The sequence below is a fragment of the Roseibium sp. genome, from assembly GCF_965232425.1.
Taxonomy (GTDB): domain Bacteria; phylum Pseudomonadota; class Alphaproteobacteria; order Rhizobiales; family Stappiaceae; genus Roseibium.
The window spans coordinates 4,058,455-4,081,966 of record NZ_OZ246971.1; the positions used below are offsets into that span (position 1 = coordinate 4,058,455).

At 60.5% G+C, this 23,512-nt stretch carries 25 protein-coding genes; 14 read left to right on the top strand and 11 right to left on the bottom strand.

Features of this window, described 5'->3' with window-relative positions; all coding sequences use genetic code 11:
* Nucleotides 1-23 precede the first annotated feature (23 nt).
* Entirely contained in the window at nucleotides 24-917 is an 894-nt protein-coding gene (locus ACO08A_RS18455) for a choline kinase family protein (RefSeq protein WP_422037426.1), read from the top strand.
* Here the strand turns inward: ACO08A_RS18455 and ACO08A_RS18460 are convergent.
* The 4 genes from ACO08A_RS18460 to ACO08A_RS18475 all read right to left on the bottom strand — a co-directional run bounded on the left by ACO08A_RS18460 (nucleotide 907) and on the right by ACO08A_RS18475 (nucleotide 5,856).
* Entirely contained in the window at nucleotides 907-1,869 is a 963-nt protein-coding gene (locus tag ACO08A_RS18460; RefSeq protein WP_422037427.1) for a heparan-alpha-glucosaminide N-acetyltransferase, read from the bottom strand. The genes ACO08A_RS18455 and ACO08A_RS18460 overlap by 11 nt on opposite strands.
* Nucleotides 1,870-2,335: 466 nt before the next feature.
* Nucleotides 2,336-2,746: a DUF3775 domain-containing protein gene (locus tag ACO08A_RS18465; RefSeq protein WP_319383382.1), complete on the bottom strand. Its 411-nt coding sequence runs from the start codon at nucleotides 2,744-2,746 to the stop codon at nucleotides 2,336-2,338.
* Nucleotides 2,747-3,266: 520 nt separating this feature from the next.
* On the bottom strand, nucleotides 3,267-4,907 hold the full coding sequence (locus tag ACO08A_RS18470; protein ID WP_422037428.1) for a hypothetical protein: 1,641 nt from the start codon (nucleotides 4,905-4,907) through the stop codon (nucleotides 3,267-3,269).
* A gap of 211 nt (nucleotides 4,908-5,118) precedes the next feature.
* Nucleotides 5,119-5,856: a GntR family transcriptional regulator gene (locus ACO08A_RS18475; RefSeq protein WP_422037429.1), complete on the bottom strand. Its 738-nt coding sequence runs from the start codon at nucleotides 5,854-5,856 to the stop codon at nucleotides 5,119-5,121.
* A 236-nt stretch (nucleotides 5,857-6,092) separates the two neighbouring features.
* Here ACO08A_RS18475 and ACO08A_RS18480 point away from each other — a divergent pair, with 236 nt between their 5' ends.
* The 9 genes from ACO08A_RS18480 to ACO08A_RS18520 all read left to right on the top strand — a co-directional run bounded on the left by ACO08A_RS18480 (nucleotide 6,093) and on the right by ACO08A_RS18520 (nucleotide 13,300).
* Nucleotides 6,093-7,082, top strand: coding sequence for an ABC transporter ATP-binding protein (locus ACO08A_RS18480; RefSeq protein WP_422037430.1), 990 nt, complete (start codon nucleotides 6,093-6,095; stop codon nucleotides 7,080-7,082).
* Between the two features lie 63 nt (nucleotides 7,083-7,145).
* The gene (locus tag ACO08A_RS18485; RefSeq protein ID WP_306145679.1) at nucleotides 7,146-8,438 is read left to right on the top strand and encodes an ABC transporter substrate-binding protein; all 1,293 of its coding nucleotides are present in this window, start codon (nucleotides 7,146-7,148) and stop codon (nucleotides 8,436-8,438) included.
* On the top strand, nucleotides 8,438-9,385 hold the full coding sequence (locus ACO08A_RS18490; protein ID WP_422041777.1) for an ABC transporter permease: 948 nt from the start codon (nucleotides 8,438-8,440) through the stop codon (nucleotides 9,383-9,385). The genes ACO08A_RS18485 and ACO08A_RS18490 overlap by 1 nt, the downstream gene beginning before the upstream one ends.
* Nucleotides 9,386-9,390: 5 nt before the next feature.
* The gene (locus ACO08A_RS18495) at nucleotides 9,391-10,230 is read left to right on the top strand and encodes an ABC transporter permease (RefSeq protein ID WP_421984327.1); all 840 of its coding nucleotides are present in this window, start codon (nucleotides 9,391-9,393) and stop codon (nucleotides 10,228-10,230) included.
* A 7-nt stretch (nucleotides 10,231-10,237) separates the two neighbouring features.
* Entirely contained in the window at nucleotides 10,238-10,966 is a 729-nt protein-coding gene (locus ACO08A_RS18500) for an aspartate/glutamate racemase family protein (protein WP_422037431.1), read from the top strand.
* Nucleotides 10,967-11,075: 109 nt separating this feature from the next.
* Nucleotides 11,076-11,402 (top strand): hypothetical protein, encoded by a 327-nt coding sequence (locus tag ACO08A_RS18505; protein WP_422037432.1) that lies wholly within the window; start codon nucleotides 11,076-11,078, stop codon nucleotides 11,400-11,402.
* A gap of 113 nt (nucleotides 11,403-11,515) precedes the next feature.
* Nucleotides 11,516-12,043, top strand: a complete 528-nt coding sequence (locus tag ACO08A_RS18510; protein ID WP_421984509.1) for a L,D-transpeptidase — start codon at nucleotides 11,516-11,518, stop codon at nucleotides 12,041-12,043.
* 21 nt (nucleotides 12,044-12,064) lie between these two features.
* Entirely contained in the window at nucleotides 12,065-12,742 is a 678-nt protein-coding gene (locus ACO08A_RS18515) for a L,D-transpeptidase (RefSeq protein ID WP_422037433.1), read from the top strand.
* Between the two features lie 57 nt (nucleotides 12,743-12,799).
* A complete protein-coding gene (locus tag ACO08A_RS18520) occupies nucleotides 12,800-13,300 on the top strand; it encodes a hypothetical protein (RefSeq protein ID WP_422037434.1) in 501 nt (166 codons plus the stop codon).
* Between the two features lie 37 nt (nucleotides 13,301-13,337).
* Here ACO08A_RS18520 and ACO08A_RS18525 read toward each other — a convergent pair whose 3' ends face one another.
* On the bottom strand, nucleotides 13,338-14,777 hold the full coding sequence (locus tag ACO08A_RS18525; RefSeq protein WP_422037435.1) for a helix-turn-helix domain-containing protein: 1,440 nt from the start codon (nucleotides 14,775-14,777) through the stop codon (nucleotides 13,338-13,340).
* A 129-nt stretch (nucleotides 14,778-14,906) separates the two neighbouring features.
* Here ACO08A_RS18525 and ACO08A_RS18530 point away from each other — a divergent pair, with 129 nt between their 5' ends.
* Nucleotides 14,907-15,212, top strand: coding sequence for a helix-turn-helix domain-containing protein (locus ACO08A_RS18530; protein ID WP_422037436.1), 306 nt, complete (start codon nucleotides 14,907-14,909; stop codon nucleotides 15,210-15,212).
* 142 nt (nucleotides 15,213-15,354) lie between these two features.
* Nucleotides 15,355-15,786, top strand: coding sequence for a YqaA family protein (locus ACO08A_RS18535; protein WP_422037437.1), 432 nt, complete (start codon nucleotides 15,355-15,357; stop codon nucleotides 15,784-15,786).
* On the opposite strand, the gene ACO08A_RS18540 is transcribed toward ACO08A_RS18535, so the two are convergent.
* The gene (locus tag ACO08A_RS18540) at nucleotides 15,783-16,022 is read right to left on the bottom strand and encodes a hypothetical protein (protein WP_422037438.1); all 240 of its coding nucleotides are present in this window, start codon (nucleotides 16,020-16,022) and stop codon (nucleotides 15,783-15,785) included. The two genes, ACO08A_RS18535 and ACO08A_RS18540, sit on opposite strands and share 4 nt — an antisense overlap.
* A gap of 63 nt (nucleotides 16,023-16,085) precedes the next feature.
* The gene (locus ACO08A_RS18545; protein ID WP_319383366.1) at nucleotides 16,086-16,313 is read right to left on the bottom strand and encodes a hypothetical protein; all 228 of its coding nucleotides are present in this window, start codon (nucleotides 16,311-16,313) and stop codon (nucleotides 16,086-16,088) included.
* 254 nt (nucleotides 16,314-16,567) lie between these two features.
* Between ACO08A_RS18545 and ACO08A_RS18550 the strand changes: the two genes are divergently transcribed.
* On the top strand, nucleotides 16,568-17,704 hold the full coding sequence (locus tag ACO08A_RS18550; protein WP_422037439.1) for a hypothetical protein: 1,137 nt from the start codon (nucleotides 16,568-16,570) through the stop codon (nucleotides 17,702-17,704).
* 133 nt (nucleotides 17,705-17,837) lie between these two features.
* Nucleotides 17,838-19,037 carry a pyridoxal phosphate-dependent aminotransferase gene (locus ACO08A_RS18555; RefSeq protein ID WP_422037440.1) on the top strand — a complete coding sequence of 400 codons (1,200 nt, stop codon included), beginning with the start codon at nucleotides 17,838-17,840 and terminating at the stop codon, nucleotides 19,035-19,037.
* A 52-nt stretch (nucleotides 19,038-19,089) separates the two neighbouring features.
* On the opposite strand, the gene ACO08A_RS18560 is transcribed toward ACO08A_RS18555, so the two are convergent.
* Genes ACO08A_RS18560 through ACO08A_RS18575 form a run of 4 tightly spaced genes read right to left on the bottom strand, consistent with a single transcriptional unit; the run spans nucleotide 19,090 to nucleotide 23,293 of the window.
* Nucleotides 19,090-19,986: a hypothetical protein gene (locus ACO08A_RS18560; protein WP_422037441.1), complete on the bottom strand. Its 897-nt coding sequence runs from the start codon at nucleotides 19,984-19,986 to the stop codon at nucleotides 19,090-19,092.
* 19 nt (nucleotides 19,987-20,005) lie between these two features.
* Nucleotides 20,006-20,773 (bottom strand): class I SAM-dependent methyltransferase, encoded by a 768-nt coding sequence (locus ACO08A_RS18565; RefSeq protein WP_422037442.1) that lies wholly within the window; start codon nucleotides 20,771-20,773, stop codon nucleotides 20,006-20,008.
* Nucleotides 20,770-22,299: a hypothetical protein gene (locus ACO08A_RS18570; RefSeq protein WP_422037443.1), complete on the bottom strand. Its 1,530-nt coding sequence runs from the start codon at nucleotides 22,297-22,299 to the stop codon at nucleotides 20,770-20,772. The genes ACO08A_RS18565 and ACO08A_RS18570 overlap by 4 nt, the downstream gene beginning before the upstream one ends.
* Nucleotides 22,286-23,293 (bottom strand): glycosyltransferase family 2 protein, encoded by a 1,008-nt coding sequence (locus ACO08A_RS18575; RefSeq protein ID WP_422037444.1) that lies wholly within the window; start codon nucleotides 23,291-23,293, stop codon nucleotides 22,286-22,288. The genes ACO08A_RS18570 and ACO08A_RS18575 overlap by 14 nt, the downstream gene beginning before the upstream one ends.
* Nucleotides 23,294-23,512: the final 219 nt, after the last annotated feature.

Here is a 23,512-nt window from a genome sequence, read left to right on the forward strand (position 1 = left end):
GAGCTAACGAAATACGCCCGCTTTTGCCACAACCAGGTTCTCCGACGCCAGACATTCAGGACGCCTTCGCGGCGCATCCGGAGCTTCGCACCATTTGCGGCGCTGTTCTGGGCGCGGTGTCCCAGGCCGGATTGAGTAACCGGGTCTACCGGCTGGACGCGGAGCGCGGGGTCTTTTTCCTCCGTCTTCCGCGCGCGGAGACCGCCGGCATGGTGAACCGGGACGACGAGGCGGAAAACATCAGGTGCGCCGCGGATCTCGGTGTTGCCCTCGGGCCGCTCTTTTGCAACCCGGCCAGCGGGATACTTCTGACCCGTGCGATTGAAAACGTCGGCGCGCCGCCCGAGGTTCTGTGTGGGCATCTCGGTGACGCGCTGGGACAGCTTCATGCGTCGGGAAAGGTGTTTCGGGGAAGACTAGATCCCGGGCAGGTGATCGCCGCCCAGAAAACGGCACTTGGGTCCGGAGGGCAAACGGAGGCGGATGTTGCCCTCCTGGAACGGGCCCTTCGTGAGCTGCAGCCGCATGAGCGGAGCGGACCCGCCCGCCTTGCGGTGCCAAGCCACGGTGACCCGTCTCCCGGAAATTGCCTGATGGCGCCCGGCCGGCTGTGGCTGATCGACTGGGAATATTCGGCCATGGCGGAGCCTGCCTGGGACCTTGCCTACGCGAGCCTGGAACACGGGTTTTCACCTGCGCAGGAAGCCCGTTTTCTGGAGGCTTACCGGCACCGCGCGGGAGACCGGCTGTGTCCGTCAGAGCGGGACCTGGAGATCATGAAGGCCAAATGCGACGTGGTCTCGGCGCTCTGGGGGCTGGAGCAACGTCTCAAGGGCAGCGACAAGACGGACTTTCTCGCCTTTGCAAATGCCCGGCGGGACAGGGCGCTTGCCGCGGTCCGCAAAGTCACTGGCTGACGGGCGGGCGCAGCTCCGGGTCCGCAAGGCACACGAGATACTGATCGTTCATGCGGGTTCGCAGCGACTGGTCGGCCGGTTCGACGACAAGAAGATCCCAGGTGCCGTCCGCTTTCAGATGCTCAAGGGTGCATGTGCAGGCGGCCGTACAGATTTCGGATGTGCCGAGAGTGTCCCGGCAGGCGCTCGCACAGTTGCTGATGAAGGCATCACCGGCGCGGTCGAGCTCCGGTCCGAGCGAAGCAGCGAGCCAGACGAGGCCGTAGAGAACCGGCTGGTGCAGCAGGTAGATCGAAAGCGAATGCCGTCCCAGGAACGTTGTCGAACGCCCGATCGTTCCGGAAAAGGAGAAACGGCCCAAACGTGCCCAGGCCCCGAACTGCCGAAAGGCCCTGGAAAGAGCGAGGCCCGTCAGGGTGACGCCGGCCCAAGGCGCCAGTGGCACATAGTCCACGCTGCCGAATTCCGGTGTTCCCAGACCCGTCCAAAGCCAGATTTGACCGTCGAAGGCGGGGGAGCTTGCCCACAAGGGCAGCGTCAGCAGGAAAACGCCGGCAGTGAGCGCGATCCAGAACGGACGGCCGACAAAGGGAAGCGCAACCAGGCTGGCGGCGGCGATGCAGTGCAGGATGCCGAAGCGGACGAAACTGCCGGCGAAGGTGAAATAGGTGACCAGTGTCACGCAAGCAGCGGCTGCGGCGATCAGGAAAAACCTGCGCCAGAAGGAGCGCCACCGGATCGTCTCGTGATGGGCGAGATCAAGGCTCACTCCGGCCAGAAAAAGAAAGCTTCCCGCAATCGTTCCGGCAAAGGTTTTCCAGCCGTGCCCCTCCGCGACCGGCCAGTCAACGAACCCGAACCAGTAAAGATCCCAAGAGAAGTGGTAGATCACCATGGCGATGACCGCGAGGCCGCGGGCAACATCGAGCACGGCCAAGCGTTTGATCGCCATCAAGAGGCTTTCTGAAAAAGGACTGCCGACATTCCCCGATCGCTACAGGATCAGACGGGCATTCTCAAGATGTCGGGGTTATGCGCTGCTGAACGCGACAACCAAGGTCGTTATCAAAGCTGTCGCGGCGATCATTGCGCCGACATACGGCCACGGAGACGGGCGATGCACCGTAAACACATCGCGGTTCGCCGGGTCTTGCAGCATTGCCCTCAACTCCCATGTCCCACCATGAACTTGGGCGAGAGTGAGGCAATTTGGCGCGAGCGAAAAGCCCAGAAATGACTCCCGGGCATGTTTTCCCAAGAAAAACACCGGGTTGTGGACCACCCGGCGATGCCTTTCTTGCCGCTTTGGGTTCATAAGCTTCTGAAATAAATGAGAGATGCGGATTTCGGAAAAAGCCGGTGCGCACCTTTTACAGGAGCGGCCCTGTTCGCATGAGGCTCTGAAACGCGGGACCGCGTCACAGATCCAGAGCGTCGAGGCCCGCTTCAAGGTAGTCCGCCAGCAAGGGCATGCCCAGCAGGTACTTCGCCGTCGATCCGACCGCGCGCTCCCTGGCCTCTTCGACGGCCTGATCAAAATCTTCGGCGTCGAAGTCACCGCGGCCCACCCAGGCAAGGGCGACAAGTCCGGCGGCCTCGTCGACGTTGAGGTCCTCGATCAGTTCACGCAGTTCGGTGTCGGAAAGGTCCGTGCTTTCCTCCTCCGCGAGACCGTCGTGATTGTGACCTTCCTCAAGCGTGTCCGCATCGAATTCAACTTCGCCGTCATGCCCGTCCTCGAAGGTGTCGCGCATCGAAGACGCGGCGGCGCGCGCCTTCTGCACGAACATGCGGATCGTGTCTGCTGAGAGTGTGAGGTTGATGTCCATGGCTGCCTCCGACAAACCCGTCTTTTCTTTATCAATCCACTTTGTGTCGTTGGCAATGGTCATGTCACGAATTCCTTGTTTCGCTCCCATCCGGGATGAGGGACGTTACCCCCAGGGTTATCCACGGAATCCCGAGCTGTGTTAACGGCAAACAAGTTAAGTCACGCGAACTTTCATTCCCGGACGCCGGTGCTCTTGCGGCGGGTTTCCTCACTTGCTTTACTTGGCAGGCAAATACACGCCTGTCCTTGACCGGGATCAACGCTCGCTGCAAAGCGCCCGTGGAGGCCATTCCACGGACATCAGCGATCTCAGGGGCAGGCGATCCTTTTCCGGGGGCGGACCGGGCACGCGGTCCGGTTTCCAGACGAAAGTCGGGAGCCGGACCGTTTTCCTTTGGATTTTCATTGTTTTGCAGGCGATCCGCGGCGATTTCGCCCGGACGGCAAAACGTTCATGTCAAGCGCCCGCCTTTCCCGGCGGGCGCGTTTGAACGTGTTTGCCGAAGCGGATGCGCGCGTCAGGCCGCCTTCGCACGGCTCCGGCAATAACAGGAGGCGTGGACGGGAACGGTCGCGCGCGCCGCGGCCTTGTCCAGCAACAGCTTCACGTGCGTGGCCTCCGTCAGCGCGCCGCGTCTCACCAGGCATTCATGCAGGCCGTGCAGGCTCCAGATGTTCTGGGGATGCTGACAGGCCCTTGCGAGCGTATCATCAAGGCCGAGATCGGCGCGGTAGACGCCTTCGGCCTCCTCGAAGCGGCCGTCTTCCAGCAACAATGCCCCGAGGGCGTGACGGGTCGGCTGCATCCATCCCCAGGGTTCGTCGTACATGAGATTGTCATCGAGTTCGACGGACCGGCGCAGGTGTTCAAGGCCCTCGTCCCTATGGCCCGACTTGAAGGCAAGTTCGCCGTCCATCATGGCTTCGCCGATGGCAAGAACATCGTCTGCGGTGTTGTTGAAGACCATGCGGCTTTCCTGCACCGCGCGGCGCGCGGCAAGGGCGCGTTCCCGTTCGGCCGCCGCGTCTTCAAGACGGCCCAGATTGGCAAGCGCGACCACGCGTGCCTGCAGGATCGCTGCGGTGGTGTAACTGTAGAGTTCCGCATCGCCGGGAAGCGGTTCGTCCAGAATGTCCTGCCACTGACCGAACCGGACCATGACGTGTATCTTCTTGCCGTAAAAGGACTCGAACAGGTCGGGGAAGAAACGCACGACCTCGTCGGGCAGCATGCGCATCAGTTCTTCCGATGCCGCAAGAGCCTTGTCCGGCTGGCCGAGGAACATGGCGCCGTAAGCCTCGAAATGTACGTTGTGGATCCGGTAGAGCGTGTAGAAATTCTGCGGTCCGGCGACCTCTTCGTATTTGCGGTCGACTTCGGCAGCCCGGTGGTTGCGCCAGACGACATTCTGATAGTCACCACACAGGACGTCGATATGCGTTGCCATGTGGCAGAGATGTCCGCTGTCCGGCACCAGGTCGACGAGACGGTCGCCGTGTTTCAGCGCCTTTTCCGGGGTTGGTGACATTTCCATGAGATGGATGTACATGTGCAGGAGGCCCGGATGGTCCCAGGCATCCCTACGGTCTTCAAAGACCCGTTCCAGTGCGGCCTGGGCCTCCAGCGTCGAAGCCCCTTCGGCGGGTTTTCCCTCTTTCAGGTCCCAGAGCTGCCAGGGCGACCGGTTCATCAGCGCTTCGGCAAACACAGTCACGACATCGAGATCGTCGCCGTGCGTCGCATGAACGATCCGCATGGCATCTGAAAAGGCATCGTGCCAGGGAAGGTAATCCTCGACCTCCGGATCCTCCGGAAAGCGCTTGCCGATTGCCTCGATCAGCGCCGTTTCAACCGGTTGCAGACTGTCTTTGAGCGCCAGTCCTGCTGTCACGGTTTCCCGGGCCTTCTGCAACATGGAAACGCGTTCATCGGGTTCGAAGAATTCCCAGGGCTTGTTGTAGTTCGGCCCGATGGCATAGGCCAAACCCCAGTAGGCCATTCCGCAGCCGGGGTCGCTGGCAAGCGCCTTTTCGAAACAGACGGCCGCTGCTTCATGGTTGTAGCCGTAAAGCCAGATCAAGCCGTTGTCGAACTGGCGCTGGGCCTCCGGAGACTGTGTGGTGATCTTTCTTGAATAGGTCCCGAGATCAAAGTCCATATCGCTCCCCCCGACGTTCTACGGTGTTGGTTGCCTTAAGGCGGCACCGGCTTGTTCATCAGCTCCATTCAGACGCTATAGTGCCGTTAGGTCAAGTTACGAATGCGAGCCGGGGCCGGGCCCCTATCCGGAGGAATTTCCGCAAGATCGTCCGCCCGTCAGCACGGACCGGGAGTGCAATCAAAAGCGAACCGGAAACCGGAACACCGCGTCAATCCGATTTCAAAGCGTCGGCCAGCGACGACTTCGGGTCCTGCTTTTCGCGCAGGTCCAGCCCCGAGTGCAGGTCGATGATGTGGCTTTTCTGGATTTCCTCAGCCGCAGGACCGTCCTTCTCCGAGAAGGCCTTCATCAGGGCATGATGCGCGTGGCTTTCGCAGGTCGTGTCCGCACGGCGCCAGTAGAGGGCGATGATCAGCGAGGACCGAGAGATCAGAGATCGCACCATCTGGGACAGAACCTGCTGGTCAGCTATGTCCGCAATCGCGATGTGAAAGGCACCAGACAGGGCAAGGGCCTTGCCCTTGTCACCCGAAGCGAGCGCGGCATGTTCAGCGTCCAGGTGCTTCTTGAGCTTCTTGAGATCGGACGCTGTCATCGCGTCAGCGGCGAGGCGTGCGATCCGCGGTTCGATCAGCGCGCGCGCCTCGAAGACCTCCTGGGCCTCGCGGATGCCGGGGCGTGAAACGAAGGCACCCCGGTTCCTTGCAATCGTCACGAGCCCGGAATGGGCCAGCGCCTGCAGGGCGGCCCGCACGACGGTGCGGCTGGCCCCGTAGATGTCTCCCACCTCATCTTCCGACAGCTTCATGCCCGGCGCGAGACGGTGCTCCAGGATCGCGTTGTGCAGGTTGAGGCAGATGTCGAGCGTCCGGCCCGGAGGCAACTGGAAGGTCTCGTGCGTGGCTGCGGCACCTAATCCGTCCGGTGCTGTTATCGATCGGGCCATGCTGTCGTCATCACGTGTCTGTTTCGTATTCGTTTATATCTCTTGATGTGCTCAATCGCAAACAAGATCGTATACAATTTTTCATCATACTGTATTTATTTTGACCAATTCTTGTGCACTTTTGTGAAGCCCCTGCACAGATTTTTTTCAAGAATCGCTGAATTCAGCCATTTTCCCAGTTTGGCACGGCTCGTGCAAATACGACAACGATTTCGTCGAATTCGCAAGTGTGCCGCATGACAAATACCGAAGACCTTGAACTCGTCGCGACGACCAAGCGTTATGGTGACACCATCGCCGTCGATGCGATCAATCACCGGTTTCAGGCCGCGACCTATTCCTGCCTGCTGGGGCCGTCCGGATGCGGCAAGTCCTCGACCCTGCGCATGATCGCGGGTCATGAGCATGTCAGCGATGGTGACATCCTGCTCGGTTCCAGCAACATCACGGATCTGCCGCCCGCCAAACGCGGGACGGCGATGATGTTCCAGAACTACGCGCTGTTTCCGCATCTGAGCGTGGTCGACAATGTCGCGTTCTCGCTGAAAATGCGCGGGGTCGACAAGGCAACGCGGCGGGCGCGGGCGCTGGAACGCCTTGATCTCGTGGACATGGCCGACTACGCGCAGCGTCTGCCCGCCCAGCTTTCCGGCGGTCAGCAGCAGCGGGTCGCGCTCGCACGGGCGCTGATCACCGAGCCGTCGGTGCTGCTGCTGGACGAGCCACTGTCGGCCCTCGACCCCTTTCTCAGGGTCCGGATGCGGCTGGAGCTCAAGAAGCTGCAGCGCGATCTCGGCATCTCCTTCATTCACGTGACCCATTCGCAGGACGAAGCCCTGGCGCTCGCCGACGAGATCATCGTTATGAACGGCGGCATCATCGAGCAGGCGGGGCCACCCAAGGATGTCTTCAATGCACCGCTGACCGAGTTTGTTGCCCGCTTCATCGGCGGCCACAACGTGCTGCGCATGGAAAGCGGCCCGGTCGCCATCAGGGCCGACCGCCTCAAGCTCATGAAATCCGATGGGGACAGCTCCGGCTACGCGGCCAGCGTGAGAGACGTCGAATATCTCGGGTCCTCGGTCAATGTCGCGCTCGCGGTTCCCGAAATCGGCGAGCTGACGGTGGCGCTGCCGGACCAGGTCTTCTTCAACGATCCGATTGAAATTGGCGCGACTGTCTTCCTGTCCTGGAAGCCTGAGGACGCGCACAATCTGGCGGCCTAAGGCGCCGCTGCAATGCCCCGGTCAAAGGGGCCGAAACCTCCAAGGGGATGAGGAGTAGCAGTCATGAAGAACACGACAGACAGGAAGGGCTTGAGCCGCCGCAGCGTATTGAAGGGCGGCGCGGCGGCTGCGGGCGCTGCACTCGGATCGGGAGCCGTCACCGGTTTTCCGACCATCTGGGCACAGAACATCAAGGACGTGACGCTGCGCCAGTTCGGCACCGGCGTTTCCAACCTGAATGAAGTCGCGGCCAAGGTGAAGGAAGATCTCGGTTTCACGCTCGAGATGACCGCGCTGGACAGTGACAGCGTTACGCAGCGTGCAGCGACCCAGCCCAAGTCGTTCGATATCGCCGACATCGAGTACTGGATCTGCAAGAAGGTCTGGGGTGCGGGCAACCTGCAGCCGATGGACACGTCCAAGATCAAGAATTACGACAAGATCGTCGGCATCTTCAAAAGCGGTAAGCTGACGCCGGAATCCACCATCGCTCAGGGCACCGCGCCGCACACCGTCGGCTTCGTCGACGGACCGGACAGCAAGACATTCGCCCCTGAAGAGACGGGCTGGATGACGCTGATCCCGACGATCTACAACGCCGATACGCTGGGCATCCGGCCCGACCTGATCGGCCGCCCGATCGAAAGCTGGACCGAGCTGCTGAACCCGGAATTCAAGGGCAAGGCCTCCATTCTGGACATTTCCTCGATCGGCATCATGGATGCGGCGATGGTGTGTGAAGCCATGGGCGAGATCAACTATGGCGACAAGGGCAACATGACCAAGGAAGAGATCGACCAGACCATGGCGATCTTCACCGAGGCCAAGAAGAATGGCCAGTTCCGTGCCTTCTGGAAGAGCTTCGACGAGAGCGTCAACCTGATGGCGTCCGGCGAAGTGGTGATCCAGTCCATGTGGTCACCGGCCATCACGGCGGTCCGTTCCAAGGGCATTCCGTGCGTCTACCAGCCCCTGAAAGAGGGCTATCGCTCCTGGGGCGGCGGCATCGGACTGTCGAAGAACCTCTCCGGTCTCGAACTGGATGCGGCCTATGAATACATCAACTGGTATCTCGACGGCTGGGTCGGCGGTTTCCTGATGCGGCAGGGTTACTATTCCGCCGTTCCGGAAACCTCGAAGAACTACATGAGCGAAAACGAGTGGGGCTTCTGGTTCGAAGGCAAGCCGGCCACGGAGGATATCGTCAACCCGTTCGGCGACGTGATGGAAAAAGCGGGCTCGGTCCGCGACGGCGGTGCGTTCCTGGAGCGCATGGGCGCCGTTGCCTGCTGGAACGCCGTCATGGACGAAAACCAGTACATGGTTCGCAAGTGGAACGAGTTCATCGCAGCATGATGACGTCGCAAGTTGCTCCCTGCCCGGCGGATAGCCGGGCAGGGGCGGAAACTGCCAACCGAAATGAAACCGGAAAGGCGCGCAGGTTCGACCCGTCGCGGCAGGCCGAGCGAGTCAGCTGGCTGCTGTCGATCCCGCTTGTGTGCATTCTCGGGTTCTTTCTGCTCCTGCCGATCGCGATCATCGTGGTCGTCAGTTTCTGGAACTACAACGAGTGGTCGTTCTTTCCCGATTTCGTTCTGGACAATTATGCCTTTCACCTGACATCGCCGGTGACCTGGGCAACCTATCTGAAGACGCTGAAATTCATGGTGCTGACCTGGATATTCTGCGCGGCCATCGGTTTCACGATCGCCTATTTCCTTGCCTTTCACGTTCACACGCTGCCGATGCAGGTGGCGCTCTTCCTGCTTTGCACGATCCCGTTCTGGACCTCGAACATCATCCGCATGATTTCGTGGATCCCGTTTCTGGGCCGCAACGGCATCGCCAATTCGACGCTGATCCAGATCGGCGTGATCGATGAACCCCTGGAGTGGCTGCTCTATTCGGACTTCGCCGTCGTCCTGGCCTTCGTCCATCTCTACGCGCTGTTCATGGTGGTGCCGATCTTCAACACCATGATGCGGATCGACAAGTCCCTGATCGAGGCCGCGCGCGACGCGGGCGCGAACGGATTTCAGATCCTTACCAACGTCATTCTGCCACTCGCCAAGCCGGGCGTCATGATCGGCTCGATTTTCGTCGTCACGCTGGTGATGGGCGATTTCATCACGGTGCGGCACATGTCCGGTGGCCAGAGCGCCTCGGTCGGGCGGATCATTTCCAATGAGATTTCGCTGCTTCAATACCCGGCCGCTGCCGCGTCTTCCGTCGTGCTCCTGTGCACGGTGCTGCTGATGATCGGCATCATGATGCGCTTCGTCGACATCAGAAAGGAGCTCTGAGAAAGATGGATAGACGTGGCCGTTCCTTCTATTTCCTGGCTGCTTTTTTCGCGCTGTTCCTGCTGTTCCTCTATGGGCCGGTCGTGACCATCGGCATTCTGTCCTTCCAGGGACCGCAGGGTGGACTGACCTTTCCGATGAACGGCGTCTCGCTGCACTGGTTCTTCGATCTCTTCGAGGAACAGGCGGTCGGCGACATCTGGGGGTCGTTCCGCCGGTCCTTCGCGCTCGGGCTGATGGTCATGTGCGTGACCGTCGTGGTCGCGGTGATGGGCGGCATGGCCTTCCGGAACCGGTTCCGCGGATCGAGCCTGCTGTTCTACGTGATCGTTGCCAGCCTGATCATTCCGTCGATCCTTGTCTCGCTCGGTGTCGGCCTGATCTTCAACATTCTGGACTGGGAGGTGCACTGGTCGACGTCGGGTTTCGGATCCCAGCTCACCTGGACGCTGCCGTTCGGGCTGCTGATCATGTTCGCGGTCTTCAACCGGTTCGACAAGTCCTACGAGGAGGCCGCGCGCGATCTTGGTGCCAGCCCGTGGCAGACCGTCAGATATGTCGTTCTGCCGATCATCGCACCGATGCTGATCGGGGTGGCCCTGTTCGGTTTCACGCTGTCCTATGACGAGTTCGCCCGGACATTGCTGACCGCGGGTTCCTACAACACGCTGCCGCTTGAAATCTACGGCATGACCACGAATGTGACGTCGCCGGTCCTTTATGCGCTCGGAACTTTGACCACCCTGTTCTCGCTCCTGATCATCGGCACGTTCCTGACCGTGCTGGCGCTGCTGCGACGGCGGCAGGCGCGGCAGGGCTCGGATGCGGGCAAGGGGCTGGTGTGAGGCAGGCATGACCCCGGCAGGCAGACAGATCCTGATCATCAACCCGAACACCACGGTCGCCATGACCGAAAAGATCGGGGAGGCCGCACGCGCCGCTGCGGACCCGGGTACCCGGATTACGGCCATCAATCCGGTGTACGGTCCGGCAGCCATCCAGGGGGCGGACGATGGCGCCGCGGCTCTCCCCGGCCTTTTTTCCCTCGTCGACGAGGTTCTGGACGGCGCGGGGCAGTATGACGCGCTGATCATCGCCTGTTTCGACGACACCGGGCTCTGGACGCTGAAGGAAAAACTCGACATGCCGGTCATCGGCATCGGCGAAGCCGCCTATCACACGGCGGCCCTGCTGGCTTCCCGTTTTTCCGTGGTTACCACCCTGTCGGTCTCCGTCCCGGTTCTTGAAGAAAACCTGGACAGGAACGGCCTCAGGACGCGCTGCGGCAGGGTGCGCGCCTCGGAGGTGCCGGTGCTGGAGCTTGAAGAGGCGAGTCCCTCCGCCATTGACAAGATCCGGGTTGAGATAAAGGCTGCGCTCCACGAAGACGAGGCGGGGGCGATTGCCCTTGGATGCGCCGGGATGGCCGATCTGGCGCATGCCCTGAGCGCCGAGTTCGGCATTCCCGTCGTCGATGGCGTTGCCGCAGCCGTGCGGCTGGCGGAAGTCGCGCTCGACATCGCCCGGCGCGACGTGCGTGAACCAGGAACGCGGGATACCAAGCTGGATTTCGGCACCTGATCGTCCGCCCGCATGACATGAGGTTTCTTGCTCGTGCAGCCGGCAGCTTCACAAGAGTGTGAAGTCACGTGTCTAGGTTTCGTTAACCCGGTTCGGTAAATTGTTGTGCATGTTCCGGGTTTTACTCATCATCGGTCTTCTGGTCGCTGGCGTGCAGCAAGGATTTGCGCGCGGCGCCGCAGATGTGTCCAAAGACGATCTCCAGACGATCGTCTCGATGGACCAGGCGGTGGCCGAGCTCATGGCAAGCGAGCCGGATGAAGAGCAATCGGTCGCCGAGACGAAACCCTCCTTCTGCAAGAACTCGGAGTGCAAGGCCGTCATGGCGTCTGCATCTGCGGTTTCGCTTTCGGGACAGGATCATCCGGACTGGATCGCGCCGGGGCACCAGGCCTCCGTGCAGAAGAGGCTGGAACCCAAACCGCCCAATTCCTGATCAGCCGACTTTCCCGGCGGACCTCCGGTCCGCCTGAATGCTATTGGAAATCAGGAGATATCCTCGTGTTGAACAAACGAGATCTGTTGCTTGGCGGTGCCGCTTCCCTTGTGATGGCCGTGCCGGGCGCCGCAAACGCGCATCACACCGCGAAATACAAGAATTTCAAACTGGATCCGAAATACGCACCGCAGCGCGTTTTCCTGTCGATGAGCTATGCGCCGGGCACCATTGTCGTCGACCCCAGGAACCACTTCCTCTATCTGACGGAACGCTGGGGACGTGCGCGCCGCTACGGTGTGGGTGTCGGCAAGGCGGGGCTGGCCTTCAAGGGCAGGGCGACCGTCGACCGCAAGGCCGAGTGGCCGCGCTGGACCCCGACCAAGAACATGATCCGCCGGGAGCCGCAGAAATATGCGCGCTATGCGGACGGTGTGCCGGGTGGCGTCAACAATCCGCTCGGAGCGCGTGCGCTCTATCTCTACAAGAACGGGCGTGACACCTACTACCGGATCCACGGCACCACGCAGCCCTGGTCCATCGGCCGTTCTGTCTCGAACGGGTGTATCCGCATGATCAACGATCATGTCATCGATCTCTATGCCCGCGTTCCGCTCGGGACACAGGTCGTGGTTCTCTAGCGCGATCCGGATACGACATCGATGACAAACCACGTGACACGGCGTCAGGTCCTGTCCGGTGGCCTCGGTATGGCCGCCCTGACCCTTGCCGGATGTTCGACGACGACGAGCCGCGCACCAGTGCCCGTGCAGCCGCAGCCGCAGGTGGATGCGTCCTTCCTGCAGAACTACGGACCGCGCCCGCAGGAGGAATTTCCGCTTCCCGGGATTGATCCAAGGGTGCTTGCACCCGAGTTCCGGCGGCAGCGGGTGGCTTACAGGACCGATGAGGAGCCTGGAACGGTCGTCGTCGACACCCGCAGCTTCTACCTCTATCTCGTTGAACCGAGCGGCACCGCGATGCGCTACGGCGTCGGTCTGGGCCGTCAGGGGTTCGAGTGGTCGGGGCGTGCGCGGATTGCCTGGAAACGGCCCTGGCCGACCTGGACACCGCCGGAAGAGATGATCGCCCGTGAACCGCACCTGGAACCTTACAGCGCGGAAAACGGCGGTATGCAGCCGGGGTTGGGCAATCCTCTCGGGGCCCGGGCTCTCTACATCTTCCAGGGCAAGGTCGACACGCTCTACCGCCTGCACGGCACCAACGAACCGGCTTCGATCGGCAAGGCGGTATCCTCGGGCTGCGTGCGCCTCATCAATCAGGATGTCATCGATCTCTACGACCGGGTCCGTTCGGGCGCGTCCATCGTGGTGGTTTGAACATGTCACGCGCGGGCCGGAAAAAGTCCGCAGCGCGTGCAGTCAATCGGGTGACTTATGAAGAAACAACGGAAATCCTCAAGACCGAAGGACAGAAAGTCCCGGCACAACACGGAACAGCAGCAGGCAAACGGTGTCTCACCGGAACGCAGGAAATTCCTGCGCCTGGGACGGAACATCGGCATCGCTGCCGTGCTCCTCGGCGGGACCGGTTACGTGTTCGCGCAGAACTTCGCGAGCATGCGCCATGAGCATGACCTCACGCGGGTCGGGAACGGTCGGCCGACGGTCGTGCAGATCCACGATCCGCAATGCTCCCTGTGCCGCTCGCTGCAGGCCGACACGCGCAAGGCGCTCGACATGTTCGAGGACGGAGAGCTCGACTACGTGGTTGCCAATATCCGGACCGCAAAGGGCAAGACCTTTCAGAACCGGTACGGCGTTCCGCATGTCACGCTGCTGCTCTTCGACGGCAAGGGTGACCTGCAGGAGGTCCTGCAGGGGCAGCGGGGAGCGTATGAGCTGCGCAACCATTTTCAGGCACTGCTGGACGGGTAAGGTGCAACGGGACGTGCCAGACCGAGGTGGAGAGACGCTACCCGGTGGCCTTGACGCGGTAGGGGACGATGCCGCGTTGCGCCGGATCGATCAGCGGTTCCTTGTCGATGGCCGGGAAGGCGCGCTGGTCGCAATCGTCGCGCGGGCAGATGCGGCAGTTCACCCCGATGGGTTCGGGCGTTGAAACGTCATTGACGGCCAATCCGTCGGCATAGACGATCGCATCGGCGTATTTGAGCTCGCAGCCGATCCCGAGCGCGTATCTTCGCTCGCCGGTGCGGTAGTCGGTCTGGTGTTTGGTGATGCTGGTCGCGATGCAGAGATATTCGATGCCGTCCGGCATCTGCGCGATCTGCGCGGTGAACTTGTTCGAGTTCTGCTCGAAGGCCTGATGCACATTCCAGCGCGGGCACGAGCCGCCGAACCGGGCGAACTGGAAGCGGGTCGCGCTGTGCCGTTTGACGACATTTCCGGCGCGATCGATCTTCACGAAGTAGAACGGCAGTCCGTTTGCACCGGGGCGCTGAAGCGTCGACAACCTGTGGCAAACCGTTTCGATGCTGGCGTCCATCCGGTTCGACAGAAGCTGAATGTCATGCCGGCATTCCGTCGCTGTGCGCAGGAAGTCGTCATAGGGAAGAAGTAGGGCTCCGGCAAAGTAGTTGCGCAGAGCCAGCGTCGCGATCCCCTGCGCGGAACCCGTCCTGAAGTTTGCGCGTTTGACCTCTTCCGCGATCAGGTCCTTCACGCACAGATCCGCGATCACCGTTCCGAGCAGAAAACTCTTGGTCGACTGAGGCACGGCCCGGTAGATCGCGATTTTCCTCGTGTAGTCCTGATGCCGGATGAGCGTGCCCTGATAGTCGGACACCTGTTCGACGGAGATGTCGAACCGTTTCTTGAGCCAGCCGGTCAGCCGGTCCAGCTTGCTTTCGCACGTGTGCAGGCTGATCTCGTAGGAGAGTTTTTCAGCCGCCCTGTCAATCGCGTCGACATAGTTGTCCGTGTAATGGAAGAAGTCGCGGACTTCGTCATACGCGGACTTGCGCACGCTTGTCGTTGTTTCGTCCGTGCCGCTCATGTGAACGAGGTCGTCTTCCAGAACGTCCCGGTCGTGGTAGCTGCGCAGCGCGCCGTAGAGATCCATGATGGCCTGGGTCACCGCCGGTGCCCTGGAAACGAGTTCCTGGATCTCCTGCCTGCCGACGGAGGACGTGTGAAACTGGGTGTCGGCGAAGACTTCTTCCAGGTCCTGGACGACGCGGTCCATGTCGTTCTTTTCAAACGCAGCAAGGTCGACGCCGAAGATCCGGTTGATCGTCAGAAGGACCGAGGCGGTCACCGGCCTGTTGTTGTTCTCGATCTGATTGACGTAGGCGGTGGACAGACCGATCTTCCGGGCGAATTCTGTCTGCGACAGGCCGAAGTCGGACCTGATCTGCCGAAGCGTGTGACCTGAGTAGAGCTTCTTGTTCATCGCTGGATCCGTCAGTCAATTGCTAAGTTTTAGCTTTATTCTGTATGCTCTTTAACATTTTACAATATAATCACTTTGGGGGAAAGTCGATCCGACAAGAACGGAAACGCACCAAGTTGGACCCTCGCCATGAACGCTCTTTTTTCCATCGACACCCAGAACGCTCCTTCAGCTCAGGTCATGATCGAGCCCATGCGCCGACCGCTGAACCTTGCCGAAAAGCTGACACGCCGGCAGCTGGAAATCCTGCTCATGCTTTGCGAGGGCAAGGTCAACAAGCAGATTGCCTATGATCTCGGCGTCTCGACGGCCACGGTGAAGGTTCATATCCGCAACGCCATCACGCGGCTTGGAGCAAAGAACCGGATGAACGCCGTTGCCATCGTCGCCGCCAACAGCGCCCTGTTCCGAAATTCGGTGCTGGCGGCCGCCTGACCTTCCAAGCCTGAAAAACAACGCCCGGGTGCCGCTTGCGAGCGCCCGGGCTTAAACGGGCCGCTTTGACGGAGCAACCGGACGTTTTCCGCTTTTTGCGGCCTTGAAGGATGTGGCCCGGCGCGTATATGCAAGCCGTGTCATGTACAGCAGTCTTCTCGGTCTCTTCGGCATTTCCTTCCTGGCCGCCACCCTGTTTCCGGTTCAATCCGAACTCGGCCTTTCCGGGCTCATCTATCTGGAAACGGCACCGGTCGCCTTGCTGGTTCTGACGGCAAGCCTCGGCAACACGCTCGGCTCCGTGGTGAACTGGGCGCTCGGGCGCGGCGCGGTCAGTTTCGCCGATGCAAAGTGGTTTCCCGTCAAGCCGGACAAACTGGAAAGGGCAACGGCCTGGTATCGCCGTTACGGCCGCTGGAGCCTGCTGATGAGCTGGGCGCCCCTCATCGGGGATCCGCTGACCCTGGCCGCCGGTGTCCTGAAAGAGAAATTCTGGGTGTTTCTCACCCTGGTCGCCGTCGCGAAAACGGGCCGCTACATTCTCGTCGCGCTGCTGGCAACCCAGTTCGTTTAAGGCGTAACCTGTTTTACTGCCGGCTGCCCGTCGCCGGGCGGCAACGTCTGTTCGATGGCCGGAACGCCGGACTCAATGGCATTTTCTGCGTCCGAGTTGGCCATGGCCGCGGCCACGACGAGCCCGACTGCGAGCGTCATGCCCAGAAAGATTGCCTGCAGCAGCGGCTTTGCATCACGCAGCTCGCTTCGGCGGGAGCGGTTGTCCCGTCGGCCCAGATGTTCTGTTTTCGCCATGGTGAATTAAACCGGTTTTCTTGTTCTTGTTCTTGTTGCCGTCGTTTTTCCAGGGGCCTGACCCTAACCGTTGCGATCAATCGCCTGTCTGAAGTCCTCATAAAGACGCACTCCGAGCAGATGTGTCACGGCCACCATCGCGAGGAAAGCCGAGAGCGGAAGCAGCAGGGAGGGCGCAATAGCGAACGACATCAGCATCAGCAATGCGATCGCCACCATGAAAAGCAGGACGGGGGAAAACCCGGTCTTCCGACCCTTTTCCGGCGCGTGTGATGAAGTCACGAACGGCATGTGAACTCCTGTCATCTTCCAGACTGCATATGAGGGAAAGATTGGGCCCTGAGACGGACCGCAATCGGGCAATCAGCGTGTGTTTTCGTGACGACAATGCGGCAGCCGGATTGCCGTTGGAAAGGCCCGGCTGCCTGCGCCCAATCTGGAACGTTCCAGCATGCCGCCGGTGTTCCTTCGAGCTTTAGTCTTTGTTTGCTTTTTTGTGCGAGGGTCCAAGGCTGGAAAAGCCGGTAAAACAGGTCGGGCACAGAATGACACTCAACGAAGCACAGAACGCTTTGCCGCCACAGTCGCAGGAGTCCGACGCACCGCCGAAAGGCCAGGCGCAACCACCGAAAGTGCAGGGCGAAGCGCCCGCGCTGTCGCTGTCCGGTCTTCAGTTCTTCATTGCCGACATCAACAAGAAGACCATCTTGTGGCACGAAGTCGGCTCGCAGAATTTCGACAGTCAAGTGAAGGATCTGCAGGAAGCTTCGTCCAACGATGCCCTGCGGCATCTGGCACCTGAAGACAAGAAGACGATCCTGAGGCTGGTACAGGGCGCTATCAGGGAAGGGCAAGCCGGACCGTTCGATGTCGGCGGCGGGCCTGACCATCGTATTCCCGGTATTCCCATTGTCGCCTACCGCCAAGACCTGGGAGACGGGCGCATTCTTGCTATCTGCTTTCCGTCCATTGGCGAATCCGATGACAACCCGGGCAAGATCGCTCTCGGAATCGCACCTATCCTCCAGCACTTTGTCGCTTCGTCTTCGCGGATCGTTCTTCTGGTCGACAATTTCGGCTATGTCCGTTTTGCAAGCGACGGTTTCCTCAGAAGTTTCCAGATTGAGGATGTGAGGCTGATCCTCGGGCGCAACGTTGCCCATATCCAGAACCGGGTCGGGCGCACGATCGTGTCGCTGACGCTGGCGGCCCTGACACGGCGTGCGAGCGCGACAGGGCGCGGCAAGTTTCTGCTTGCGGCCAGCGACAGCATCGATCTCAAGTACGACGCGATGTATTTCCGCATGGGCGGAACCGTGGGCGGCGTTCTGTTCTCCGCCGGGCACATCGGCGGCGACGTCAATTTCGCCGAAGTCTTTGAAGTCTGCAGCGCGCCCATGCTGGTCATCAACTCGCAGTCGCGCGCAATCATTGCCGCCAATCACGCTGCCATGAAAACCTACAGTCTGACGTCTGAAAGCCTGGAAGACCGGGCCGTTACGGATGCCCTTTTCGACGACACCGATTTTCAGTCGATGCTCGGAGCCGCAAAGCAGGATTCCGATGTTCCTCTTGCGGTCGAAGTGACGACCAAAAGCGGGAAGAAGAAGAAGCGGTTCAAGTGTAGCCTCATCGACAGCGAGACGGACGAGCCGAAGCTCATTCTGGAAACACGCAGCTGACAGTTTGCACGGAGCGCCGGGCGGCAAAAAAGTTGCTTTGCCGTCTTGGTCCGTGCCGATTGTGTCTTGTCTTCTGACACGCACGGTTCTACGGTCCGCGCGCTGTTAATCCCGTTTCCCCCTGGAGGACATTATGGGCTTTCTTGCTGACGCATTGGCGCGTGTACAACCTTCTGCGACCATCGCTGTCACCAACAAGGCGCGCGAGCTTAAAGCTGCTGGCCGCGATGTGATCGGTCTCGGCGCTGGCGAGCCGGATTTCGACACACCGGAAAACATCAAGACCGCAGCGGTCAAGGCCATCACCGACGGCAAGACCAAATATACCGCCGTGGACGGAATTCCCGAGCTCAAGGCCGCGATCGCCGAGAAGTTCAAGCGGGAAAACGGGCTGACATACGCGACCAACCAGATCACGGTCGGAACCGGTGGCAAGCAGGTGCTCTACAACGCCCTTATTGCGACGATCAATCCGGGCGACGAAGTCATCATCCCGACCCCCTACTGGGTCAGTTATCCCGACATGGTGCTGCTCGCCGGCGGCGAGCCGGTGATCGTCGAAGCGGACAAGTCCACGTTCAAGATCACGCCCGAAGCGCTCGATGCCGCCATCACCTCCCGGACCAAGTGGCTGATCTTCAATTCGCCGTCCAACCCCTCCGGGGCTGCCTACACGGAGGCGGAACTGAAGGCCCTGACCGATGTGCTCATGAAGCATCCGCAGGTCTGGATCATGACCGACGACATGTATGAGCATCTGGTCTATGACGACTTCAAGTTCACGACGCCGGCCCAGGTCGAGCCCGCGCTCTACGATCGTACGCTGACGGTCAACGGCGTTTCCAAGGCCTACGCGATGACCGGCTGGCGGATCGGATATGCCGGCGGACCTGCCGATCTCATCAAGGCGATGGCCAAGGTGCAGTCGCAGTCGACGTCCAATCCCTGTTCGATTGCGCAGTGGGCAGCGGTCGAGGCGCTTTCGGGAACCCAGGACTTCATTCCGAAAAACAACGAGATCTTCAAGGCGCGCCGCGACCTGGTGGTTTCCATGCTGAACCAGGCAAACGGCATCACATGCCCTGTGCCGGAAGGGGCGTTCTACGTCTTCCCGTCCTGCGCCGGCACGATCGGCAAGACCGCGCCTTCCGGCAAAGTTCTTGAAAACGATGCCGATTTCGTCACGGAGCTTCTGGAAACGGAAGGTGTCGCCGTGGTGCACGGGTCGGCCTTCGGCCTCGGGCCGAATTTCCGGATTTCCTACGCGACCTCGACCGAGGCGCTGGAAGAAGCTTGCCAGCGCATCCAGCGGTTCTGCGGCAATCTGAAATAGTTTGCATCCCGGTTGACTGAGATATGGAAGGGGCGGCCTGGGCCGTCCTTTTTCAGTTGTGCGGCGTCTCGCCAAGCGAGGCCCGGCGCGGCAGTTTCAGCCAACTTCCCAGAAACAGGAGCACATCGCCGAGGGTCGTCACGACGCGGAACAGGGCGGTTGCGATCAGAACGGTGTCTTCCTGGTTCAGGAACGACAGGAGCGCGATCAGGGTCGCCTCACGTGTGCCGATGCCGCCGGGTGCGCCGGGCGTCAGATAGCCGACAAGCCAGGCGATGATGCCGGCGCCTGCCAGAACGGCGGCGGGCCCTTCCGCAAGAAGATTGAAAACGGCGGCAAATGTGCCACCCAGGCACAGCATGAACAGCGCGGCTAGAGCGACGGCGGGCAAGGTCCCGGCCGCCGGCAATAAGCGAATGTCCGGCCTGCGAGTTGAAGCGAGCAGCGCAAATGCAATACTGCAGCACAGGATCAGGGCCAGGGCGACCCAGGCGACGCGTGGCAGCCAGGGAAGAAGGTCCGAAAAGAACCCTAGGCATCCCATGCACACGATGGTCACAACAGCCCCGAGGGGGATGACGGCCAGTTCAAGCAGCGTTGCCTTGACGATTGCACCGTCACTGACGGCACTGCCGCGCAGATAAAGGCCCCGGCCGATCAGGTGTGCCACATTTCCGGGAAGATACTTGGCGACCTGAGTCACACAGAAGGATGCATATGTCCGCGATCTGCGTTCCGATGCAAACAGGTTCACGATGCGGTGCCAGCCTTCGGCGAGCAACAGGAGCGACACGGCATAGGGAGCCGAAAGGGTCAGGATCAGCGCAACCTGGTTTGCGCTCGGCCGCCAGCCGGAAATGCCGTTCCAGTGTCGCCGGATTTCAAACGCGACAAAGACCAGCGCGACCAGAAGAAGGAAGCGACCGCCCCAGACAGCAACACTTTTCAATCGCGCGTCCAAGCCGTTTTCACTCCTTGGGGTGTCCGGGCAGCCTTTGAAGAATGGTTGTTTCTTCAGAATAGGGAAGAGACGGGGTCAGGCCCCGGAAGTGCTGCGCCTGAAGCCCGCACGTTCCCATCGCTTCCTGGTAGCGTTGCCGCCCGGAATTGTCGAAAACGATGATGCCGTCCTCGGACAGTTTTTCGACTGCATGCAGCAGGCAAGCGCCGCGCGCGCGGCCGTCGATGACGATCACGTCGAACAGACCGTCTTCCTGCAGGATCGCCTTCGCGTAGCTTTCAAACGAGAGTCCCGCATATCCGGGCTTTTCAGACAGGTAAACAGGATCGGTGCCGGGCGATGCCGGCGTGGCTTCGATGAGCCTATAAGCACCGGTTCCCCCAGGCTTTCCAGAATCCAGACGCTCGCTGACCAGAGCGTGCCAGGATTGGTCGTGCTCGACGCTTTTGACAACACCCGCCCGTTTGGAAAGCCAGACCGTGCTGGCGCCCGACCCGTATTCGAACACGCGCGCTTGCGGGTGTTCTCGCAGAAACGCAGCGATCCTATCGATCGCGCCGTAGGTCCACCAGGGAACGTCCAGTTCGATGAGCCCGTCGATATCATGAATTGCGAAAAGGCTTGTCAGCCAATGGGCCCAGCGTTTTTCCGTGGCCGCCGAATTCAAGCAGCTGATCAGGCCGAGCCGCCGGGCGACCGGGCGTGCGAGACGCACCGTTCCGACATATGCCTGTTTGGCTCCTGGTAGCGGGTTCAGGTTCATTGCAGCCGTCATCCGCCGATCCTGGGGGGTTGGCAAATTCTGGTCGTGTCAGCCTCCGAAAACCCTTTTTTGCCGGTCAGCAACCGGCACTGATCAAGCGTCCAGACCGGTCTGGTTTGTTCATTGACCTGAAAATATCTCAATTGCCCTGCGCTGTTGGCCGAAAACAGAAGCCCCACGATGAAACAGGCGCCGATGCCCCATTTCCAGGCTGTTCGTTCCGGCGAGGCGGCGAATTTCGGCAAGAGCGCGGCGAGACCGATAAGCGCAAAGATGCTCAAGGCCGGCCAGATGTCGACCCGATACCGCAGCGTCACCGTGCCGTAGGAAAGCGTCAGCAACGCGATTGCCAGCCCGCCCGTGACCGGAATTGCCATTTTCCTCCAGGTCGCACCGGGTGCCGTGAACGAATAGCCGGCGAAGACGATCCAGAGCGGCCACAGGAACACGATCCCGACATAGGGCTGTTCGATCTTGATGAAGCCGAGGTCGCCTGCCAGGACCTGCTTCGTGAAAGCGTGGAAGCGTTCGGAGACCGGGTCCAGATAGGTTTTGACCATCGGCGGGTCGAAGGCGTAGACCGCGAAATTGTGCGGAATACGCTTGATGTTGAACTTGCCGTGGGTCTTGAAGGCTTCGGCCCGCTCGCTGTCGGTTTCTTCAAAGCCCCAGAAGACAAAACCGTATTGAACCTCTGCCTTTGCAAAGCTGCCATGGGTCTGGGTGGCGTCGCCGAAGCGGGCCATGTTCAGCCCCAGATAGCCGATGCCGCTCGCACCGAGGATCGCGAAGGCGAGCGCGATGCGAAGCCAATGTTGTCGGAGCGACGTGGCCGTCAGGACGAGCAGGCACAAGGTGCAGGCGAGGTAGAGACCGATCGCAATATTCGGGCGGGCATGAAGAGTGAGGGCGGCCAGCAGCGCGCACGGAATTGCGGTTCGCCAGAACGGCCAGTTGCCGAAACCGACATGGGTCCAGATCAGCACGAAGGCGCCGGTCGCAGCAAAGGCGAGCGCGATCGGTTCATGGTAGAAGGACGTGTTTGCCGCCAGCAGGAAACCGGGGCTGCTGAACCAGATGGCGATGCCGAGCAGCCGGCTGAGCGACACCCCGCTGCTTCCCAGCGGCGCGAGATCCCTTGCACATACCTTGACGAATGCTGCGTGGTAGCACAGCGTTCCCAGGCACGCCCAGGTCCAGATGGAGAGCTGGGCAAGGCCGACACTTTGAAACGGCCAGAACCAGCCGAGCAGGAACCGCGTCAGGAGCGGTCCGACACCGTGATAGAGATAGGCGGTCCCGTCGGCCGTGTAGTGTCCTTCGATCTGGACGACCCGTGCTGGCAGGTCGAGATGACCGGACAAGATGGCGAGATAATATTCGTCATAGATGTTCTGACCCAGAGGGAAGGCACCTGGCCCCTGCAGAACGCCGCTTGCCAGAATGCCGTAGAACACCGTGCCGATGGCGATCAGATCGATCGCCCGGAAAAGCGTGATGTTTTCAGCCGGAGCCGCCGCGGAACTAGACTGTGTCATGGGATTGACCAACAACGCGGAGCGGTTCGCTCAGATCCGATGGCTTGTCTGCAGCGGGCTGTTGTTCAAGACGGCGCACGCGTTCCAGAACAGCCTCTGTCAGACGGCGGTTGGTTGCCAGCGCATCACTCAGGAACGCGATGACGACCGTGATGTAGCCGGCCAGCAGGAACATGCTGCCGAGAACGAGGGACTGCAGCCGCCCTTCGCCGTCACCGATCGAATAGAAATAGAGAAACCGCACGACGGGCAGTAATCCCACCGTGATCATGATCACGCCGGCCCACAGAAACGCGTTCAGGGAGCGGTACATGAAGTAGCTTCGTAGGATCGTGACGATCTGTTTCTTCAGGAAACGGAAGGTGGATCCGGCGAGCCTGGACGGCCGCGTCGTCGGATTTGTCTCGACCGGCACCGACAGGACGGTTAACCCGTGCTGCCCGGCATGGATGAGCGTTTCCGTGGTGTAGCTGAACCGTGTCATCACGTTGATGGAAAAGGCCGCTTCACGCGTATAGGCCCGGAAACCGGACACCGCGTCGCCCACGTCGACACCGGAGAGGTTGCGCACGACGCGCGTTCCCAGTTTCTGCAGCTGACGCTTTAGCCAGGAGAATTCCGGATTGTCACCGGGTTTGCGGTCGCCGACGACGATATCCGCCTGTTTTTCCAGGATCGGTTTGACAAGATCGGGAATGCTGCCGCCGGAATACTGGTTGTCGCCATCGGTATTGACGATGATGTCGGCACCCAGGGCGAGCGCGGATTCAATGCCCTTCTGAAAGCTTCTCGCAAGACCCTTGTTGCGCCCGTTCTGAACAATGTGATCGACACCGCATAACCGGGCGATCTCAACGGTCCGGTCGGTCGATCCGTCGTCGATGATCTGGATTTCAACCTTGCTGATCCCCGGTATCGATCTCGGGATACAGGCAACGACCAGAGCCAGTGTGGCTTCTTCGTTGTAGCAGGGGATTTGGACGATCAGTTTCATGGAAAACGCAAGACTTCAGACTGGTTTACGTTTGTTACGCCGTTGACCAGGTCGTGCGCTTGAAAGGCGGAAGACTTCTGAACAAAAGCTCCCGTTTCCGCAAAAAATGTCCTGACCTTTTCTTCCTGAAAAGTACCGCTTACACTTTAAAAAAATGATAATCCTTGGCTGTTTTAGCGCGGTCGTCGGTGACGAACCAAGATGAAATCGTGTGTTGCC

What these genes read in the sequence shown, in the direction of transcription:
- ACO08A_RS18460 (WP_422037427.1), bottom strand. Translation starts at nt 1,869, where the DNA reads ATGGCGATCAAACGCTTGGCCGTGCTCGATGTTGCCCGCGGCCTCGCG.
- ACO08A_RS18465 (WP_319383382.1), bottom strand. Translation starts at nt 2,746, where the DNA reads ATGGACATCAACCTCACACTCTCAGCAGACACGATCCGCATGTTCGTG.
- ACO08A_RS18470 (WP_422037428.1), bottom strand. Translation starts at nt 4,907, where the DNA reads ATGGACTTTGATCTCGGGACCTATTCAAGAAAGATCACCACACAGTCT.
- ACO08A_RS18475 (WP_422037429.1), bottom strand. Translation starts at nt 5,856, where the DNA reads ATGGCCCGATCGATAACAGCACCGGACGGATTAGGTGCCGCAGCCACG.
- ACO08A_RS18480 (WP_422037430.1), top strand. Translation starts at nt 6,093, where the DNA reads ATGACAAATACCGAAGACCTTGAACTCGTCGCGACGACCAAGCGTTAT.
- ACO08A_RS18485 (WP_306145679.1), top strand. Translation starts at nt 7,146, where the DNA reads ATGAAGAACACGACAGACAGGAAGGGCTTGAGCCGCCGCAGCGTATTG.
- ACO08A_RS18490 (WP_422041777.1), top strand. Translation starts at nt 8,438, where the DNA reads ATGACGTCGCAAGTTGCTCCCTGCCCGGCGGATAGCCGGGCAGGGGCG.
- ACO08A_RS18495 (WP_421984327.1), top strand. Translation starts at nt 9,391, where the DNA reads ATGGATAGACGTGGCCGTTCCTTCTATTTCCTGGCTGCTTTTTTCGCG.
- ACO08A_RS18500 (WP_422037431.1), top strand. Translation starts at nt 10,238, where the DNA reads ATGACCCCGGCAGGCAGACAGATCCTGATCATCAACCCGAACACCACG.
- ACO08A_RS18505 (WP_422037432.1), top strand. Translation starts at nt 11,076, where the DNA reads ATGTTCCGGGTTTTACTCATCATCGGTCTTCTGGTCGCTGGCGTGCAG.
- ACO08A_RS18510 (WP_421984509.1), top strand. Translation starts at nt 11,516, where the DNA reads ATGGCCGTGCCGGGCGCCGCAAACGCGCATCACACCGCGAAATACAAG.
- ACO08A_RS18515 (WP_422037433.1), top strand. Translation starts at nt 12,065, where the DNA reads ATGACAAACCACGTGACACGGCGTCAGGTCCTGTCCGGTGGCCTCGGT.
- ACO08A_RS18520 (WP_422037434.1), top strand. Translation starts at nt 12,800, where the DNA reads ATGAAGAAACAACGGAAATCCTCAAGACCGAAGGACAGAAAGTCCCGG.
- ACO08A_RS18525 (WP_422037435.1), bottom strand. Translation starts at nt 14,777, where the DNA reads ATGAACAAGAAGCTCTACTCAGGTCACACGCTTCGGCAGATCAGGTCC.
- ACO08A_RS18530 (WP_422037436.1), top strand. Translation starts at nt 14,907, where the DNA reads ATGAACGCTCTTTTTTCCATCGACACCCAGAACGCTCCTTCAGCTCAG.
- ACO08A_RS18535 (WP_422037437.1), top strand. Translation starts at nt 15,355, where the DNA reads ATGTACAGCAGTCTTCTCGGTCTCTTCGGCATTTCCTTCCTGGCCGCC.
- ACO08A_RS18540 (WP_422037438.1), bottom strand. Translation starts at nt 16,022, where the DNA reads ATGGCGAAAACAGAACATCTGGGCCGACGGGACAACCGCTCCCGCCGA.
- ACO08A_RS18545 (WP_319383366.1), bottom strand. Translation starts at nt 16,313, where the DNA reads ATGCCGTTCGTGACTTCATCACACGCGCCGGAAAAGGGTCGGAAGACC.
- ACO08A_RS18550 (WP_422037439.1), top strand. Translation starts at nt 16,568, where the DNA reads ATGACACTCAACGAAGCACAGAACGCTTTGCCGCCACAGTCGCAGGAG.
- ACO08A_RS18555 (WP_422037440.1), top strand. Translation starts at nt 17,838, where the DNA reads ATGGGCTTTCTTGCTGACGCATTGGCGCGTGTACAACCTTCTGCGACC.
- ACO08A_RS18565 (WP_422037442.1), bottom strand. Translation starts at nt 20,773, where the DNA reads ATGACGGCTGCAATGAACCTGAACCCGCTACCAGGAGCCAAACAGGCA.
- ACO08A_RS18570 (WP_422037443.1), bottom strand. Translation starts at nt 22,299, where the DNA reads ATGACACAGTCTAGTTCCGCGGCGGCTCCGGCTGAAAACATCACGCTT.
- ACO08A_RS18575 (WP_422037444.1), bottom strand. Translation starts at nt 23,293, where the DNA reads ATGAAACTGATCGTCCAAATCCCCTGCTACAACGAAGAAGCCACACTG.